This is a genomic window from Methylophilus sp. 'Pure River', assembly GCF_046765995.1.
Classification (GTDB): Bacteria; Pseudomonadota; Gammaproteobacteria; order Burkholderiales; family Methylophilaceae; genus Methylophilus.
Genome location: NZ_JBKOUE010000006.1, coordinates 19,266 through 37,098 on the forward strand (window position 1 = coordinate 19,266; position 17,833 = coordinate 37,098).

The following is a 17,833-nucleotide window of genomic DNA, read 5'->3' on the forward strand; positions in this document are numbered from 1 at the left end:
CTATGCTAGAATCCATTTCAATGATGATTTACAAGGATTTTTTGCATGTCTGTGCGTTTTAAGTGGGTTTATCTGGTCTGCATCCTGCTGGCCACACTATTGGCTGCCTGCCAGCCAGGCAGTTCCGCCAGCTTTATCGGCACCGATTTAACCGGCACCCAGTTTGGCAAACCGTTGTCACTGACTGACCACACCGGCAAGTTACGCAGCATGGAGGACTTTAAAGGCAAGGTGGTAGTGCTATTCTTTGGTTACACGCATTGTCCTGACGTCTGCCCGACCACCATGAGTGACCTCAAGCAAACCATGAAACTGCTGGGCGACAAAGCCAATGACGTGCAAGTATTGTTTGTGACGGTAGACCCTGAACGCGATACGCAAGAAGTGCTGGCGCAGTTTGTACCGGGCTTTGACCCGCGCTTTATTGGCTTGCGTGGCACCGAGGCCGAGGTCGCGGCCAACTTAAGTGAGTACAAGGTCTATGCTGCCAAAGTCAGCGAACCGGGCAAATCTGGCTACACCATGGACCATAGCGCGGGACTATATGTCTTTGATAAAACCGGCGCACCGCGCATTTACCTGGGATACGGCGAAAAACCGGAGAATATTGCCCATGATTTACAGTTGTTGCTGTAAGCCTTGAATGCTGTCAGGAATCTCTCCCACCAAGCACATCAAGAACGATTTTCATTTAGATTTTTATTTAAAATATTATTTAAAATCAAATAGTTACGTCAATATTTTTAATTGCATCATTTCTGTTTTCCTGTATGATGGCTGCATCAAAAATGCAAACAGGAGCCGGAAATGAAAGGCGATAAAAAAATTATAGACATTTTGAATGACTTGCTAGCGGGCGAATTATCCGCCACCGACCAATACCTCATTCACGGTGAAATGTATGCTGACATGGGGCTGAGCGTGATCTCAGAGCGCATTTTGCATGAGTCCTTACATGAACGTGAACATGCTCGCGCACTGATCCAGCGCATCCTGTTCCTAGAAGGAAAACCCAACCTGGCCAAGCGCGATGCGCTCAACATTGGCAAAGACGTGAAGTCCATGCTGGAGTCTGACCTGGCGCTGGAATATACCGTGGTCAAACACCTGAAAAAAGCCATCGAAGCCTGTGAACAAGCGCAAGACTTTGTCAGCCGCGAAATGCTGCTGGTGCAGCTAGATGACACCGAAATGGATCATGCTTACTGGCTGGAAAAACAACTCAGCCTGATCAAACTGGTGGGCATGGAAAACTATTGCCAAAGCCAGATGAATAACAGCCCGGCGGCAGGATAAGGAGTTCGCATGAAAGGCGATAAACAAATCATCGTCACCTTGAACAAGGTGCTTAAAAACCAGCTGACCTCAATTAACCAGTATTTTTTACATGCGCGCATGTTTAAAAAATGGGGCCTGGAAAAACTCAACGACTACCAATACAAGCAATCCATCCGCGTGATGAAAGAAGCCGATGAAGTGATTGAGCGCATCCTGTTTCTGGATGGTCTGCCCAACTTGCAAAATCTGGGCAAGCTGCTGATTGGTGAAGATGTGGTGGAATGCCTGCAAGGCGACCTCAGCTTTGAAAAAGAAGTGCAGCACCCGCAACTGGTTGAAGCGATTGCTGAAGCAGAGAAACTGCAAGACTACGTGACGCGCGATTTGCTGACCGAGTTGCTGGAAGCCTGCGAAGAAGCCGTCGACTGGCTGGAAACCCAGCAACGCCTGATCACAGATGTGACCTTGCCAAATTATCTGCAATCACAGATCGAGTCCGACTAACCCCCGGCCTGTATATAAGCTGTTGAATTAAGCCGCGAAAGCGGCTTTTTTCTTGGCTGTCAGGAACCAATTTAACCTTGACAAACTCTCAATAAATGATAATAATTATCATTAGTAATCTTAGAGAGGCAATATGTACGTTTGCGTGTGTAATGCAGTAACTGAGCGTCAAGTTCACCAGGCGGTGAGAAATGGTGCAAAAACCGTGAAGCATTTGAAAGAACAATTAGGCGTTGGAGCGGAATGCGGCAAATGTGCCAGCTGCGCGAAGGCCTGCCTGAAAGAAGCGCACGCAGAACAGCATCCCGGCCTGGTTAAAAAACTGATTCAGTTAACACCCGTACAATTAGGCGCTGCCTGATTCATCCAGTTTAAAAAAAGGGGCTATCAGCCCCTTTTTTATTTCACCAAACATGCTTTGCTGCTAGCCGCATTGCCTACTACAATCTGCGCTTGTCCATCATTCCCTCATAGGCATGGCAAACTCCTCAAGCACCAAATTAGACTGGCGCACATTAGTTCTATTATTGCTACCGCCGCTGTTCTGGGCCGGTAACTTTATTGCCGGGCGCGCTGTCAGCGCCGATGTCCCGCCAGTGGCGTTATCACTGATCCGCTGGGGGCTTGCCACACTCTGCCTACTGCCATTTGCGCTCAAACCTTTTTTGCGAGACCGTGCCCATTACCTGACTTATCGCTGGCATGTGCTGGGCACAGCGATTACTGGCGTTGCCACCTTTAATTTGCTGGTATATTGGGGCTTGCATACGACCAGCGCGACCAATGGCATTATCCTCAATTCATTCATTCCATTCCTGGTGGCAATTTTTGGCTTTCTGCTTTATCGGCAACATTTGCCAGGCAACCAATTACTCGGACTACTGGTCTCACTCGCTGGCGTACTCACCGTTGTCTCTCACGGCGATTTACAAGTATTGCTTACGCTGGCCTTTGCACCCGGCGACGTGATTATCTTTTTAGCCATGATTTGCTGGGCACTATTCACTTTGTGGCTGAAACAGATTCCTGCCACGATAGACCGCAGCGGACTGATGCTCTGCCAGGTGCTCATCGCTTTAGCATTACTGCTACCGCTCTATGCTTGGGAAAGCCAAACCACCACTGCCCATATCGAGCACGCGCAGACCATATGGACGCTGCTATATATTGGCATTTTCCCGTCAGTGATTGCTTTTCTGGCATATGCAAAAGCAGTCAGCGTGGTGGGCTCGGTGCGTGCCAGTGTATTTATTCATGCCATGCCGATTTTTGGCTCACTGCTTTCCAGCCTGTTGTTAAAAGAGCCTTTTCATGGCTATCAACTGGTGGGTATGCTGACCATCTTTTGCGGTATCTGGCTAGCAAACAGGCAGGTAAACACATCCCCCACCAAACTTTAAACATTTTTAAAGGTCTGTTTTTATAGACCAATTTTGACAGCCTATTTACCCACAAGGAGAAATGAAATGTCGATCACGCTTAATCCGGCACTCGACCTGGTTTTGGAAAGAGAAGTCGATGTCTCCCCGGCGGAAATCTGGCAGGCGTGGACAACGCCTGAGCATCTTAAAACCTGGTTCTGTCCACGCCCCTGGAAAACAGTAGACTGCGAAATTGACCTGCGGCCAGGCGGGGCGTTCCGCACCACGATGCAGTCGCCAGAAGGGCAGAGTTTCCCTAACAGCGGCTGCTACCTCGAAGTGATTCCCAACCAGAAACTGACTTGGACCAACGCCCTTGAAGCCGACTTCAGGCCGGTAAAAATGCCCGAGCAAACGCCTGGACATGAATGTGCCGAACTGATGATGACGGCCAGCATTGTATTGACGCCTACAGCTCACGGGACTTTATATACGGCATACGCCTTGCATGCAGATGCCGCGTCTAAACAACGTCACGAGGCCATGGGCTTTCAAGAGGGTTGGGGAATTGTACTCGACCAGTTGGTGGCCGAAATTAAAAAAGCCAGGTAAGCGGCAATACTCTCAGGCCATGCGATGCAATATCGGCGACAGCGCTTTTAAATCCTTCTCGGCCTGCACATAGCGTGGGAACAGACTGGCCTGTACAGCATAAAACCTGGCTGAATGGTTCATTTCTTTCAAATGCGCCATTTCGTGGCAAACGACATATTGAATGACATGGGGCGGCGCTTGAATCAAGCGCCAGTTCAAGCGGATTTGCTTGCGGCTGTTACAACTGCCCCAGCGCGACCTGGCATTGGAAAGACCGACGGCGCTGACTTTCTCGCCCATTTGCGCGGCGATGAGCTCTACCCGGCGCGTGAAGTCTGGCAGCGCTTGCTGCGCATACCATTGCAGTACTTTGCGTGCGACAAAGGCTGGCTGGTCGATCTGCGGCGACCTGACCAGCAACTGGTTGCCTTGTAGCGTCACTGCTTTATTGGTGGCATGGTGTTGTAGCGTCAACACGATATCCTGCCCCATAAACAACAGCGGCTCGCCATCCTGCCATTGCATGGGCGCGACCTGATTGGCTTCACGCAAGGCCAGCTTTTGCTGTATCCAGCCGGATTTTTCTAATAGGACTTGCTGCAGCTGCGTGGCTGAAATACGTTTGGGGGCGTGCACTACCAGGCCATTGGCTGTGATTTTAAGGCCGATGGTTCTACGCGCGCGCAGGTCGAGCAGGTATTGGATGCTTTGCCCATTGGGCAATTGCAAGCGTTGCTCAATCACAGGTTTAACATCTCGGCTTCAATCCAGTCTTCAACCTGTTTATTGACCGCATCTGGCTTGAGGCCTTTGGTATCAATTGGCTGGCCGATGACCACCTGGATCACACCTGGATATTTAAGGATGGAATTTTTGCGCCAGAAGCGCCCGGCATTATGTGCGACCGGCACCACGGAGGTTTCGCTATGCGATGCCAGCCAGGCGCCACCGATATGATATTTACCACGATGACCAGGTGCTGTACGCGTACCTTCCGGGAAAATCACCACACTCAAGCCTTGCCGCAAACGGTCTTTGCCATTGTTGACCAGTTTTTTCAATGCCTCGCGGCCAGCACTGCGGTCAATCGGGATCGCATCCAGCGCCCAGAATGCCCAGCCCAGAAAAGGAATCATCAGTAATTCTTTTTTCATCACCCAGATTTGCGGCGGAAAAATGCACTGCAAGCCTATGGTCTCCCAGGCAGACTGGTGTTTGGACAGGATAATATGCGCGCTGGCAGGAATATGCTCGCGCCCGGTCACTTCATAACGCAAATTGCACGTCACCTTGAGCCACCACAACACGCCATACGCCCAACCACTGACCCAACGCGAACGCGTCACTGCTGGTAATGGCCTCAGCACAATCGCCAGTAAAGAAAAAGGTATCGTCAGTGCTACTAACCCGGCATAAAACAGCAATGCACGCACATACAACACAGCTTTTTGCATTATCTGTCACCTGCAATAATGTCTTTCACCGCCGCAGCCAGATCGGCAACGACAATGGTATTCTCGGGGACGTCAGACAAGTTGTAGGTTTCTTCACCCTTACCCGTGCGCACTAGGTAGGGCTGGCAACCGGCTTTGGCAAACGCCTGCAAATCTCGCAACGCATCGCCTACCCCAGGCACCCTGGCCAGCTCGACATTAAAACGGCGGCTGATTTCTTCCAGCATGCCGGTATTGGGCTTGCGGCAGTCACAATGGTCGTCCGCCGCATGCGGGCAGTAAAACACGGCATCAATGCGGCCACCCACTTGCGCCAGTGCTTTGTGCATTTTGTCGTGAATAGCATTCAACGTGGCCATATCAAAATAGCCACGCGCAATGCCGGACTGGTTGGTCGCCACGGCTACGCGATAACCATGCTGATTGAGCTGCGCAATCGCTTCCAGGCTGCCAGGAATCGGAATCCACTCGTTCGGATTCTTGATAAAGGTCGCGCTGTCGCGGTTAATCACGCCGTCACGGTCGAGAATGACTAATTTCATGCATACACTCCTGACGGCAAGAGATTAACTGGCCAACTTGGACAAATCTGCGACGCGGTTCATGGCCTGATGCAAGGTCGCCAGCAACCCCAGGCGGTTGGCCTTGAGTGCTGGATCATCCGCATTCACCATCACGGCATCAAAGAATGTATCGACTGGGGCCTTCAGCACCGCCAGCGCTTGCAAAGAACCCGTGTAATCACCGGTTTCAAACAGCTGATCCGCTTTAGGCTTGGTCTCAGCCAGCGCCTGATGCAAGGCTTGTTCAGCAGGCTCTTGCAATAACTCGGCCTTCACTTCGGCTTTCACGTCACCCTCTACCTTTTTCAGGATATTAGACACACGCTTGTTGGCAGCTGCCAGCGCAGGCGCCTCGGCCAAATTGGCAAAGGCCTGCACTGCGCTTAAACGGCGTGGCACTTCGGCTAACTGATTCGGTGACAATGACAATACCGCATCCACCTCTTGCGCACTCGCGCCCTGGTCACGCAGGTTGACCGCCAAACGGTCAAAGCAGAACGCCTGGATTGCTTCAGCCACTTCTTGCTCACCATTAAACACGCGCAGTGTTTGTGCAATCAACTGGTCAAAAGCTAATGGCAAATCGGTTTCCATCAGCATGCGCAAAATGCCCAGTGCCTGCCTACGCAAGGCAAACGGATCCTTGTCACCGGTCGGTTTTTCACCGATGCTGAACAGGCCAACCAGCGTTTCCAATTTATCTGCCAAGGCCACCACCACACCGACCTGGCTACGCGGCAATTCGTCACCGGCAAAGCGTGGGCGGTAATGGTCCTCAATGGCATACGCCACATCATCAGCCAGGCCTTCATGCTGGGCGTAGTAACGCCCCATAATGCCTTGTAGCTCAGGGAATTCGCCGACCATATCGGTCAACAGGTCAATCTTGGATAAACGCGCGGCTTGCGCCACTTTGGCGACAAAACCGTCACCGCCAATCTGCTGGGCAATGGCAGACGCAATCGCCACCACGCGCTCATTGCGCTCACCTTGCGAACCGAGCTTGTTGTGGTAAACCATCTTACCCAGGCCTGGCAAACGGCTTTCCAGTGTTTTTTTACGGTCCTGGTCAAAGAAGAACTTGGCATCCGCCAGGCGCGGACGTACCACACGCTCATTACCGCCGATGACCTTGCTGGCATCAGCGGGATTGATGTTAGAGACGATTAAAAACTTATTCGTCAGCTTGCCGCTCGCATCCAGCAACGGGAAGTATTTCTGGTTGGCCTTCATGGTCAGGATCAGGCACTCTTGCGGCACAGCCAGGAACTCTTCTTCAAACTGGCCCAGTAATACATTCGGGCGTTCCACCAGCGCAGTGACTTCATCCAGCAACGCCTCATCTTCAATTGGCTTCAAACCTTGCTTGTCAGCGGCGGCTTGCAGTTGTTTCACAATCTCGGCACGTCGCGCATCAAACCCGGCAATCACCGCACCTTCCTCGGTCAATTGCTGCGCGTAAGTGTCAGCAGAAGTGAGGGTAACGACTGGCTGCTTGGCCTCAAAGCGGTGTCCCTGGGTCGTATTACCCGCAGACAAGCCCAGCACAGACACAGGCACGACGGTATCGCCATGCAACGCGACCAGGCCATGGGCCGGACGCACAAAGTTCACGCTCTGCCAGCCATCGTTGATCTGGTAAGTCATCACTTTAGGAATAGGCAGTTTTGCCAAGGTTTCATCCAAAGCCTTCTGCAAGCCTTCCTGTAAAGTCGCGCCAGCTTGCGTCGCATCCAGGAACAACACATCCGCTTTGCCATCGTTTTCTTTGCGTAGCTTGGAGACGGCACTTTCACCCTCGCCCAAGGCCTGCAGTTTTTTCAGCAAGGCGGGCGTGGCGTTGCCATTGGCATCCAGGCCCACCGTCGCTGGCATCAGTTTTTGCGCGACTTGTTTATCGGCCGCTTTTGCCGACACCTGCGTAATATGCGCAGCCAGGCGACGCGGGGAAGCAAAGGTAGTCACCGCGCTGCCATCCACCAACAAGCCTGAAGCTTTCAGGCTCTCAGCCAGCACACCACTGAAAGACTCACCCAGTTTTTTTAATACTTTGGGTGGCAGTTCTTCTACAAATAATTCAACTAACAGGTTGCGGGTACTCATGCGGCGGCTTTCTTGTTTTGTTCGGCTTGTTCGCTCTCAATTTTGGCGATGACTTCATCAGCCCAGGCTTTAGGCGCCATCGGGAAGCCCAGTCGGGCACGGCTATCCAGGTAACTTGCGGCCACAGCGCGGGCCAGGTTACGGATACGGCCGATGTATGCGGCACGCTCAGTGACGGAAATAGCACCACGCGCATCCAGCAAGTTAAAGGTGTGCGCCGCTTTCAATACTTGTTCATAAGCAGGTAAAGCGAGTCTCACTTCCATCAGGTGCTTGGCCTGTTTTTCATAAGCATTAAAAGCGGTGAACAGGAAGTCAGCATCCGAGTGCTCAAAGTTATAGGTCGATTGCTCAACCTCATTCTGGTGGAACACATCACCGTATTTGACGCCAGGCGAATACTCCAGGTCATAAACGTTTTCCACGCCTTGCAGGTACATGGCCAAGCGCTCCAGGCCATAAGTGATCTCGCCGGTAATCGGTTTACAGTTGATGCCGCCGACTTGCTGGAAGTAGGTAAACTGCGTCACTTCCATGCCATTGAGCCAGACTTCCCAGCCCAGGCCCCAGGCGCCCAGTGTCGGGTTTTCCCAGTCATCTTCCACAAAGCGGATGTCGTTCTCTTGCAGATTAAAGCCCAGCGCTTCGAGTGAGCCCAGGTAGAGCTCAAGGATATTGGCCGGGGCTGGTTTCAGCACTACCTGATATTGGTAGTAATGTTGCAAACGGTTAGGGTTCTCCCCATAGCGGCCATCTTTCGGGCGGCGGCTGGGTTGCACATAGGCGGCTTTCCAGGGCTCAGGGCCCAATGCGCGTAAAAAAGTCGCGGTGTGGCTGGTGCCTGCGCCGACTTCCATATCGTAAGGTTGCAACAAAGTGCAGCCTTGTTTGTCCCAGTATTCCTGAAGCTTTAAAATAATTTGTTGAAAGGTCAGCACCATCGCGCCTGATCCGTTTGATTGTAAAACGAATATTTTACCTGATTCAGACTAGGTTAAGAAATCGCATTGCTGACCCGTTATAAGAGTTAGATGGTTTTTTTACGGTTTTTTGCGATTGTGGCATCACATAAAATTTGGTAGATTGAGCACATGAAATCTTATCGCACATGGGTATTGTTGCTGACGTTATGGTTTGCCTTGCTGCAAACCATTGCGCCGCTGATGCACGCCCATGCGGCAGGCGATACGGCGGCTGACGATGGCCCGCATATGCACATGGTGGATATTCCTGCGCTGCATGATCAGGCTGAGGCTTCCAAACACCCGTTTCACTGGCATATGCACTCAGATAAATCGCATGGTCAAATTATAGGCTTGGGCCAGGCCATCAGTGAAAGTAATACCTTATTGTCATTGATTGATACGCTTGCGAGCCTTTGGCTGCCCGCACTGATACCTGCCCTCCTGTTATTGTCCTTAGTGCTAGCGCTGCCACGTCGCCAATTTGAACGACAGCAACACGACAGTGCCCTTCATCCGTCCCCGCTTAGCCGCCATAACCCTCGCGGTCCCCCTCACGCCTGAACAAACACCTAACGCATCGGTTGGCAATCGCCATCCGTTTGCCTGTTTTGTTCAGGAGAATCTATGTTTCATCTATCTCGGGGAGTGCTTCACTCCCGGTTAATCGCATGCGGCATATGGCTGATGATGAGCCATGCCATGCCTGCCATGGCCGAAAGCATGGCAGGCATGGCCAGCGATCACGAAGACACGGTTGCAGCCAATCCGCGCTTGAGCCTGCATGAGGTCTTGCAGCAGGTTGTCGCCATTCACCCACAGCAATCCTTGCTGGCCGCGCATCAGCAGATGGTGCAGGCACGCCGCACCATGGCCAACAGCTGGTTGCCGCAAGCACCGTCAGTCGGCTTCTCGCATCAAAACGATGCCTTGATGAGCAACCGCGACGAGCGTGAATGGCAAGCGCAAGTACAAATCCCGATCTGGTTACCCGGCCAGCGCCAGGCGCGCAGCCAGGTCGCCAGCCTGGCCGACGACAGCCTGTCACAAGACCGCGCTGGTTTACAGCAACTGGCTGCAGACCTGCTACGCAATGCGGTCTGGGATATCGCCATGCGCCGCAGCGACGTCGGCCTGGCTGATGCCCGCCGCAACACCATGCGCAGCCTGACCGAAGATGTACAAAAACGCTTTAAGGCTGGCGAAGTAGCCAAGCTGGAGGTGATGCAGGTAGACCAGGAAACCCTGCAAGCCGAACGTCTGCGCGTGACTGCACATGCCGAGCTCATGCATGCGCAATTCCGCTACCAGCAACTCACTGGACTAAACGAAATTCCGGCAAAACTGGAAGAGTCACTATCGACCCGTGAAGACTACGCCGACTCGCCTTACTGGCAGGCCGCGCAAGCCAAGGTCAAGCTGGCAGAAGGCCAACGCGACCTGACCATTATAGAGCAGCGGCAAAACCCGCAGCTCACACTCAGCACGCGCACCATCCAGGGCGGCTTTGATTACGCCTACAACTCCAGCATGGGCATAGCGATCAATATTCCGCTACAAAGCGAAGTGCAACGCGCGCCCCTGTTGGCCAATGCCGAGCAGAACATCGGTGATGCGCGCACCCAGTTGGAAACTTTGCGCCGCCAGTTGGAAAACAACCTGCACGAAGCCGAGCATAACCTGCATGTGAGCCGCCAGGAGCTGACGCTGATCCAGCAGCAGCAATCCATCGCCAGTGAAAACGCCAGCCTGGCGCGCAAAGCCTATCGTTTGGGCGAACTCGATCTCAACCAATTATTACGCCTGCAATTACTGGCCTTTGAAGCTGAACGCAGCTTAAGCAGCCAGCAGCTACAAGTGCAATGGAACATTGCCAAATACAACCAGGCCGTAGGAGTCCTGCCATGAAAAGAATTCTATTTTTAATCAGCTCAATTTGCCTGTCGTTGCACACCTCGGCAGCTACCCTGTTACCGCTCTCACCCGCACAACTCAAACAGATGCAAGTGCAATGGGGCCATTTGCAAGCCCAGCAAGAAGGCCTATCCGCCAGTTATCCGGCAGAAGTGGTGTTACCGCCGACACAAACCCGCATCGTCACCGCGCCACAAGGTGGCTTGATTACGCGACTCATCGTCAGCGTGGGGGATAGCGTCAAACAAGGCCAGGTCATCGGCCAACTCAGCAGCCCGGATTTAGTGGCCTTGCAAAGCAACTATTTGCAAAGTGACACCCAGGCCAGGCTGCACGAGCAGGCGCTCAAACGCGATCAGGAATTGTTTAAAGATGGCATTATTGCCCAGCGCCGCATGCAGGAAACACAAAGCGCTTATGAAACCAGCCAGGCAATGATGCACGAGCGCAAACAGACCTTGAAACTGGCGGGCATGAGTGACGGCCAAATCCAGCAACTGGCGCAAAAGCGCAGCATGCAAAATGGCATGGCGATTATCGCGCCTATCAGCGGGCAGATTATGGAGCAGCAACAGCAGGTAGGCGCACGCGTGGATATGGCGATGCCGATCTATACCATCAGCAACCCGACACCCTTATGGCTGATGATACAGGTACCAATTGCGCAAGCCCAGCAATTGCGCCCCGGTGCCGCAGTGCGCCTGCCTAAGTACAACTTGACGGCCAAGGTTGACACCGTATTACGGCAGTTGAATAAAAACAACCAGACGACCCAAGTGCGGGCCACGATCAGTCAGGGTGCAGAACAGCTCTCCGTGGGGCAAGTGGTCGATGTGGCGCTGGTGGAACAAACCGCACAAGGCAGTTTTGCCGTGCCCAGAAGCGCAGTGGCCAGACAAGGTGAGCAAGCAGTGATCTTTGTGCAACAGGCCAAGGGCATAGCGGTGACACCAGTGAAGGTCATGCTGGAACAAGACCAGCAGTTAACCGTACAAGCGGATTTACGTGGCAACGAGACCATCGCCGTGCAAGGCGTGGCCGCGCTGAAAGGCCACTGGCTTGGCCTGGGTGGGGAGTAGATCATGCTCAATTGGCTCATAGAAACCTCGCTCAAGCAAAGGTTGCTCATCTGCGTCTTTGCCATCGGCTTGCTATTCGCTGGCTGGACCGCGTATCAAACCATCCCGATTGATGCGTTCCCGGACGTCTCTTCCACGCAGGTCAAAATCATCATCAAATCGCCCGGCATGACACCGGAAGAAGTCGAGGCTAGGATTACCGCGCCGATTGAAGTCGAGATGCTGGGTATCCCCAAGCAGACCAGTTTGCGCGCTGTGGCCAAATACGCACTGACCGACATCACTATCGACTTTGAGGACGGCACCGATATTTACTGGGCGCGCCAGCAGGTCACAGAGCGCCTCAACAATGCCTGGCCCAATTTGCCCGCCCAAGTATCGGGCGGCATCGCGCCCATGACCACCCCGCTGGGTGAGATGTTTATGTTCACCATTGAATCAGACACGCTGAGCCTGCAGGAAAAACGCTCATTGCTGGACTGGGTGATTCGTCCGCGCCTGCGCACGGTGCCCGGCGTGGCTGATGTGAATGCGCTGGGCGGCTTGGTCCGCAGCTTTGAAATCGTGCCCGACAATGCCAAATTGCAGGCGCGTGGCATCGCGCTTAGTGAGTTGCAGCTAGCGATCAGCGACAATAACCACAACGATGGTGCGGGTCGCCTGCAAGATGGCGAAGAGTCCTTGCTGGTGCGGGCCGAAGGCGCCTTCAAGACGCTGGATGATGTGCGTAACACCGTACTCAAAGGTCACCCAGGTAGCCCAGTACGCATAGGCGATGTGGCAGAAGTACGCATAGGTGCCTTGACGCGCTATGGCGCCGTTAGCCGCAATGGCAAAGGTGAGGCGGTAGAAGGCTTGGTATTAGGCTTGCGCGGTGCTAATGCCCGGCAAGTGGTAGAAGGCGTACGTGCCAAACTGGCGGAAATCGCCCCCGCATTGCCTAAAGGGGTCAAAATTGAAGTGTTTTACGACCGCGGCAACCTGGTAGAACAGGCCGTACACACGGTGAATAAAGCGTTGATGGAAGCCGTCGTGCTGGTGCTGGTGTTGCTGGTATTGTTTTTGGGTAACCTGCGTGCCGCACTCACCGTCGCCTGCGCGCTGCCACTGTCCATGCTGGCAACGTTCTGGCTGATGCAGCGCTACGGTATGTCAGCCAACCTGATGTCATTAGGCGGCCTGGCGATTGCCATCGGCATGCTGGTCGACTCTGCCGTGGTGGTGGTAGAAAACATCGTCGACCATCTGGCGCATGCGCAAAAAACGCCTGAGCAAAACAAACTTAGTATTATCCTAGCCGCCATGCGTGAGGTCAGCGTGCCGGTCAGTGCAGGCATCGTGATTATTATTACGGTGTTTTTACCCCTGCTCACCTTGCAAGGGCTGGAGGGCAAACTGTTTGCCCCAGTCGCGCTTAGCATCATGTTTGCGCTCGGTTCCTCGTTGCTGCTGTCGCTGACCATCATCCCAGTGCTGGCATCGTTCCTGATCCAGGACCATGCCGCTGAAGACCCATGGCTAATCCGCCACCTCAATCGCTGGTACGCCCGCAGCCTGCGCACCACCATGCAACACAAACGCCCGGTGCTGCTAGTGGCCGCCATCCTGCTGGCGCTGACCGTGGTCATCTATCCACTGATAGGCAAAACCTTTATGCCCACCATGGACGAAGGCGATGTCATTATCGGCACCGAAAAACTGCCTTCGATTTCATTAGCACAAAGTGTTGCCACCGATAGCCACCTGCAACAAACCCTGCTGCAACAAGTGCCGGAAATCCAGGGCGTTTATTCCAGAGCTGGCTCGGACGAACTTGGCCTGGATCCCATGGGCATTAACCAGACCGACAACTTCCTGCTACTTAAACCGCGCGCGCAATGGCAAGTTGCCGATAAAGCAGCACTGATCGAAAAACTGCGGCACGTCATGCAAAGCGTGCCTGGCTTGGATTACAACTTCACGCAACCGATTGAAATGCGCGTCAATGAAATGATCCTCGGTGTGCGTGGCGATCTGGCTCTGAAGATTTTCGGTACCGACCTCAAAGTGCTAGACCAGAAAGCGCAGCAAATCATCAAGGTACTAGAGTCTATCCCTGGCAACCAGGATGTCTACACCCCGCAAAACAGTGGTGTGCAATACCTGCAAATAAAAATAGACCGCGTGGCCGCAGGCAGGTTGGGACTCAGCGTGTCTGATATCAACGCCCTGCTGCAAAGCCAGCTCGAAGGCAAACTGCTCGGCATCGTGCTTGAAGGCAACCGCCGCACGCCGATACTGCTGCGTGGCAGCCAGGTCGTACGTGAGTCCGCTTCAGACTTCAGCCAGCTCATGCTCTCACTGCCACAAGGCGGCACTGTACCACTGTCCAGCGTTGCGAATGTTGTGCGTGAAGAAGGTCCGGTCAAAATCGACCGTGAACGTGGCAACCGCATGGTCGTCGTCACGGCCAACGTCAAAGACCGCGACCTGGTGAGCTTTGTCGAAGAAGCCAAACAGAAAGTCACACAACAAGTCAAACTTCCCGAAGGCTACTGGCTGGTATGGGGCGGCCAGTTCGAGAACCAACAACGCGCCGCGGCGCGCCTGGGCATCGTTATCCCGATCGCGATTGTGCTGATCGCCCTGCTGCTATTCATGACTTTTGGTTCATTCCCCAAAGCGCTGCTGGTACTCGCGAATATTCCGTTCGCCATGATAGGTGGCGTGTTTGCCTTGTGGCTCTCGGGTGAATACCTGTCAGTGCCAGCCTCGGTTGGTTTTATTGCCTTGCTAGGCATTGCCGTACTCAATGGCGTGGTGATGGTCAGTCATTTTCAGCAGTTGGCAGCACAAGGCATGGCCGCGAGCAATATCGCTTATGAAGGCGCCAAACGACGCCTGCGGCCGGTACTGATGACGGCCAGCATCACCGCGTTTGGGTTGATTCCGTTACTGTTTGCCACGGGACCAGGGGCAGAGATTCAACGGCCATTGGCGATTGTGGTGATTGGTGGATTGATTACGGCAACATTCTTGACGTTGTTTGTATTGCCGATTTTGTATCAGCATTTTTTTGGTGCAGAAAGTATGGATTAATTTAAAAAGAGATTTTTTGGATATTCGGGGTTGGCTTTGATAGGTGCTTTTTCGCCTTGTAGGCGAGTCACTTTCTGGTGCTTGTCCCCCAGAAAGTAACCAAAGAGGAAGACACCCAGCCATCACGGCCTAAAGGCTTCCTTGCGTTGCTCAACAAAATAAGCCGGTCACGAAACTCAACCTGGCAGCTCACACAAAACGTGAGCTGCTGCGGGATTCGGACAGTCGCTCCCTCTACTCTTATTTTGTCTCCGCTACTCAGCGTGATGAATGGGATTTATCTCATTTAAGCAACAGTGTAGAAACTGGAACGGTTAAAAAAACACATTCTTTCTTCTTCCATTCGCTAACAGTGGCAGTCGCATGGTGTTCGGGGTCCCCATCCGCCGCGCCGAGCAACGCAGGGTTGGCGGGAGTCTTCGGCCATCGGCTGTCTGAGCTCCGCAACAAGCCACGTTCTGTGTGGCTTGTCAGGGCGAGTTTCGATGGACGCCCGGCAAGCCGAGTAGCGCAAGGAAAAAGCGGAAGCTGGGGTGCATTTCTTTTGGTTACTTATTCTTTGTGCAAGCAAAGAAAAGTAACTCGCTGAAAAGGCGAAAAAAAATCTCCCCTACACGCACAAACCTAAAGAATTACCTTCTAAACCCAATCCACAACAAGCCACCAATACTCAACACCAGAAACGCCCAGTTCCCCCAAAAAACATAAGGCGTCTGCCCCCTATAGCTCTGCGCTTCGCCGGTCAAAATCACCGCCTGATCATGTGCGGCATGCTGCAATACCTGGCCATTTTTATCGATAATCGCCGTCGCCCCGGTATTGGTACTACGCAATACCATACGCCCGGTTTCCAACGCACGCACCTGGCTAAACTGCATATGCTGATCCGCCGCAAACGATTGGCCATACCAGGCATCGTTGCTGATATTCACCAGTAACTCGGCTTGCGGCAGTTGCTGGGCAATCTCTTCACCAAACACGTCTTCGTAGCAAATATTGATGCCAACTTTTTGCCCGGCAATCAGCAATGGCTGTTTTGAAGTGCCGCGTGATAAATCACTCAGCGGCATATGCAACCAGTCACGGTAAATCCAGCCGAACACGCTTTTGAGCGGAATAAATTCGCCGAAGGGCACCAGGTGGCTTTTGGAATAGGCTTGTGTCGGTGACGCACCGAGGCTGATCGCACTATTAAAATATTCACCTTGCCTGGTCTCAACAACGCCTACCAATAAGTCGCCTTGCTGGCTGAGCGCATGTTGTTTAAGCGCATCCAGATACACTGGCGCCAGCTGTTCGAGCAACACCGGTAAAGCGGTTTCCGGCAAGACAATCAATTGCGCTTTGGCTTGCTGCACCATGTCGAAATATTGGCGCAAGGTCTGCTCAGCATGCTCAGGCGACCATTTGATGGTTTGGCTGATATTGCCTTGCAACAAGGCGACGCTGACCGGCTTGCCCACAGCTTGGCTCCACGGCATCTGCGTGAGTGCGCTGCCACCGATGAGCAACGCAGCAAGGATACCCGCTGAGCGTAGATGTTGCTGAGTGGTGGCCAAGGCAAATACACATGCGGCCAACAGCATCACCAATGCTGAGAGTCCATAGACACCCAGCACAGGTAGAAAACCTGCCAATGGACTGTCTGGTGCCTGACTATAACCCAGCGTTAACCAGGGGAACCCGGTAAAAATCCAGCTGCGCACCCAGTCTGACAAGGCCCATAATAACGGCGCCGCCCATAACAAATGGCCCAGCCGCTTGGCCAGATAGCCTGCGGCTGCCGGGAACAGGGCCATAAACGCACATAGGCACAAAGTGCAGAATCCGGCAAACCACCAGGGCATACCGCCAAAGGTGTGCAGGCTGATATAAATCCAGTAGATGCCAAATCCATACAGGCCGAGACCAAAGGCCAGACCCAGTTTAAATACGTGTGCAGGCGTTGCGGCTTGCTGCCATAAGCACAGCAAAGCGGCCAGGGTTAACCAGGGCAACCAGAATAGGCCATAAGGCGCAAAACCAAGCACCGTGAGTGCACCGATCAAAAGCGCCAGCGCGGCACGTTGCCACAGTGGGGCATGGCTTGCCCAGGCTTGAACAGAGCTCAATGCAAGCCTTTCACCGGCTGGATATCCGCCATGGACAGCCAGGCGGAGAAATCAGCCGACTGCATGACTTGCCATTCAATCATCCTGGCGATGGCAATCGGGTCATGCGGATCAATGACTTGCGTGGGACGCGCCGGATGACACATGAGGACAGGAGGCAGGTCCTTTTCAGAGATGAGCAGTTGTTTGAGCTGCCTGGCCCAGTATAGCCAACGTGCCTGATAGGCCGCCGCATCGCCCTGAAAATCGTAGACGCCCAGCAATACGGGCGAAACGCGGAATCCAGCGGCCTTAGCAAGCTGTTTTAATTTTTCTGCGCCTAGCCAATGGATCACTCGAGCCTTGAGGCCACTGCCTACCGGGGGGCTGGATATGCGCAACCATGGCCGCTTGGCCGGGGCCAAGTGGCTGTATCGATGTTGCAAAATGGTGAGCAGTGCCTCGCGGATGATGGGCAGCTGATGGACGTGTAAATGGCCATCAATATAATCCGGCGGCGTATGCAACGCATCTTCAAACGCATCTAGCTGTTGCTTGATATTGGCCATCACCTTTTGCGTGCTAAGCAAGCCAGTCAAGCTACGTAACACCAGCACTGGGTGAGAGACTCGCATGCTGCGCGAAAACTGGGTAAAGTCGAGGTGCAGGCCAAGGTCCGCCTTGGTGCGCAATTGCGGGGTGAGCTGCCGCGCACTCTCTGGCCAGCGCGGGCTCAGCGTCATGCAGGAGGTGGCAGTCAATATGCCACGTTCAATCAGCGTCAAAATGGCAGCATCAATCGCGGCTGACTGGGCATAGTCATCTGCACAAATAATCACCTTAGCCATACAAC

General features: G+C 53.4%; 17 protein-coding genes. 10 read left to right on the forward strand and 7 right to left on the reverse strand.

Annotated elements, in window-relative coordinates:
- Positions 1-45: 45 nt before the first annotated feature.
- The 6 genes from ACIDE9_RS08340 to ACIDE9_RS08365 all read left to right on the forward strand — a co-directional run bounded on the left by ACIDE9_RS08340 (position 46) and on the right by ACIDE9_RS08365 (position 3,755).
- A complete protein-coding gene (locus ACIDE9_RS08340) occupies positions 46-636 on the forward strand; it encodes an SCO family protein (RefSeq protein WP_411994068.1) in 591 nt (196 codons plus the stop codon).
- Positions 637-807: 171 nt separating this feature from the next.
- Positions 808-1,296, forward strand: a complete 489-nt coding sequence (gene bfr / locus ACIDE9_RS08345; RefSeq protein WP_047516385.1) for a bacterioferritin — start codon at positions 808-810, stop codon at positions 1,294-1,296.
- A 9-nt stretch (positions 1,297-1,305) separates the two neighbouring features.
- On the forward strand, positions 1,306-1,782 hold the full coding sequence (gene bfr, locus ACIDE9_RS08350) for a bacterioferritin (RefSeq protein ID WP_047516383.1): 477 nt from the start codon (positions 1,306-1,308) through the stop codon (positions 1,780-1,782).
- Between the two features lie 133 nt (positions 1,783-1,915).
- Positions 1,916-2,143 carry a bacterioferritin-associated ferredoxin gene (locus tag ACIDE9_RS08355; RefSeq protein WP_019883336.1) on the forward strand — a complete coding sequence of 76 codons (228 nt, stop codon included), beginning with the start codon at positions 1,916-1,918 and terminating at the stop codon, positions 2,141-2,143.
- Positions 2,144-2,258: 115 nt separating this feature from the next.
- On the forward strand, positions 2,259-3,182 hold the full coding sequence (locus ACIDE9_RS08360; protein ID WP_411994069.1) for a DMT family transporter: 924 nt from the start codon (positions 2,259-2,261) through the stop codon (positions 3,180-3,182).
- A 66-nt stretch (positions 3,183-3,248) separates the two neighbouring features.
- Positions 3,249-3,755, forward strand: coding sequence for an SRPBCC family protein (locus ACIDE9_RS08365; protein ID WP_411994070.1), 507 nt, complete (start codon positions 3,249-3,251; stop codon positions 3,753-3,755).
- A 12-nt stretch (positions 3,756-3,767) separates the two neighbouring features.
- Here ACIDE9_RS08365 and ACIDE9_RS08370 read toward each other — a convergent pair whose 3' ends face one another.
- From ACIDE9_RS08370 to glyQ, 5 genes are read right to left on the reverse strand one after another with little or no spacing between them, the layout of a single operon-like run.
- The gene (locus ACIDE9_RS08370; RefSeq protein ID WP_024930671.1) at positions 3,768-4,481 is read right to left on the reverse strand and encodes a M48 family metallopeptidase; all 714 of its coding nucleotides are present in this window, start codon (positions 4,479-4,481) and stop codon (positions 3,768-3,770) included.
- Complete coding sequence (locus ACIDE9_RS08375) at positions 4,478-5,191, reverse strand: lysophospholipid acyltransferase family protein (protein WP_411994071.1); 714 nt, start codon at positions 5,189-5,191, stop codon at positions 4,478-4,480. The genes ACIDE9_RS08370 and ACIDE9_RS08375 overlap by 4 nt, the downstream gene beginning before the upstream one ends.
- A complete protein-coding gene (gene gmhB, locus ACIDE9_RS08380; protein ID WP_411994072.1) occupies positions 5,191-5,733 on the reverse strand; it encodes a D-glycero-beta-D-manno-heptose 1,7-bisphosphate 7-phosphatase in 543 nt (180 codons plus the stop codon). The genes ACIDE9_RS08375 and gmhB overlap by 1 nt, the downstream gene beginning before the upstream one ends.
- A 24-nt stretch (positions 5,734-5,757) precedes the next feature.
- Complete coding sequence (glyS, locus tag ACIDE9_RS08385) at positions 5,758-7,857, reverse strand: glycine--tRNA ligase subunit beta (RefSeq protein ID WP_411994073.1); 2,100 nt, start codon at positions 7,855-7,857, stop codon at positions 5,758-5,760.
- Positions 7,854-8,795 carry a glycine--tRNA ligase subunit alpha gene (glyQ, locus tag ACIDE9_RS08390; protein WP_411994352.1) on the reverse strand — a complete coding sequence of 314 codons (942 nt, stop codon included), beginning with the start codon at positions 8,793-8,795 and terminating at the stop codon, positions 7,854-7,856. Before glyQ ends, glyS begins: the two co-directional genes overlap by 4 nt.
- Before the next feature lie 153 nt (positions 8,796-8,948).
- Here glyQ and ACIDE9_RS08395 point away from each other — a divergent pair, with 153 nt between their 5' ends.
- The 4 genes from ACIDE9_RS08395 to ACIDE9_RS08410 all read left to right on the forward strand — a co-directional run bounded on the left by ACIDE9_RS08395 (position 8,949) and on the right by ACIDE9_RS08410 (position 14,890).
- The gene (locus ACIDE9_RS08395) at positions 8,949-9,383 is read left to right on the forward strand and encodes a hypothetical protein (RefSeq protein WP_411994074.1); all 435 of its coding nucleotides are present in this window, start codon (positions 8,949-8,951) and stop codon (positions 9,381-9,383) included.
- Positions 9,384-9,506: 123 nt separating this feature from the next.
- The gene (locus tag ACIDE9_RS08400; RefSeq protein WP_411994075.1) at positions 9,507-10,727 is read left to right on the forward strand and encodes a TolC family protein; all 1,221 of its coding nucleotides are present in this window, start codon (positions 9,507-9,509) and stop codon (positions 10,725-10,727) included.
- Positions 10,724-11,812 (forward strand): efflux RND transporter periplasmic adaptor subunit, encoded by a 1,089-nt coding sequence (locus tag ACIDE9_RS08405; protein ID WP_411994076.1) that lies wholly within the window; start codon positions 10,724-10,726, stop codon positions 11,810-11,812. Before ACIDE9_RS08400 ends, ACIDE9_RS08405 begins: the two co-directional genes overlap by 4 nt.
- A gap of 3 nt (positions 11,813-11,815) precedes the next feature.
- On the forward strand, positions 11,816-14,890 hold the full coding sequence (locus ACIDE9_RS08410; RefSeq protein ID WP_411994078.1) for an efflux RND transporter permease subunit: 3,075 nt from the start codon (positions 11,816-11,818) through the stop codon (positions 14,888-14,890).
- A 632-nt stretch (positions 14,891-15,522) separates the two neighbouring features.
- Here ACIDE9_RS08410 and lnt read toward each other — a convergent pair.
- Positions 15,523-17,001, reverse strand: coding sequence for an apolipoprotein N-acyltransferase (gene lnt, locus ACIDE9_RS08415; protein ID WP_411994080.1), 1,479 nt, complete (start codon positions 16,999-17,001; stop codon positions 15,523-15,525).
- Complete coding sequence (locus ACIDE9_RS08420; protein ID WP_411994082.1) at positions 16,998-17,828, reverse strand: ChbG/HpnK family deacetylase; 831 nt, start codon at positions 17,826-17,828, stop codon at positions 16,998-17,000. The genes lnt and ACIDE9_RS08420 overlap by 4 nt, the downstream gene beginning before the upstream one ends.
- Positions 17,829-17,833 lie beyond the last annotated feature (5 nt).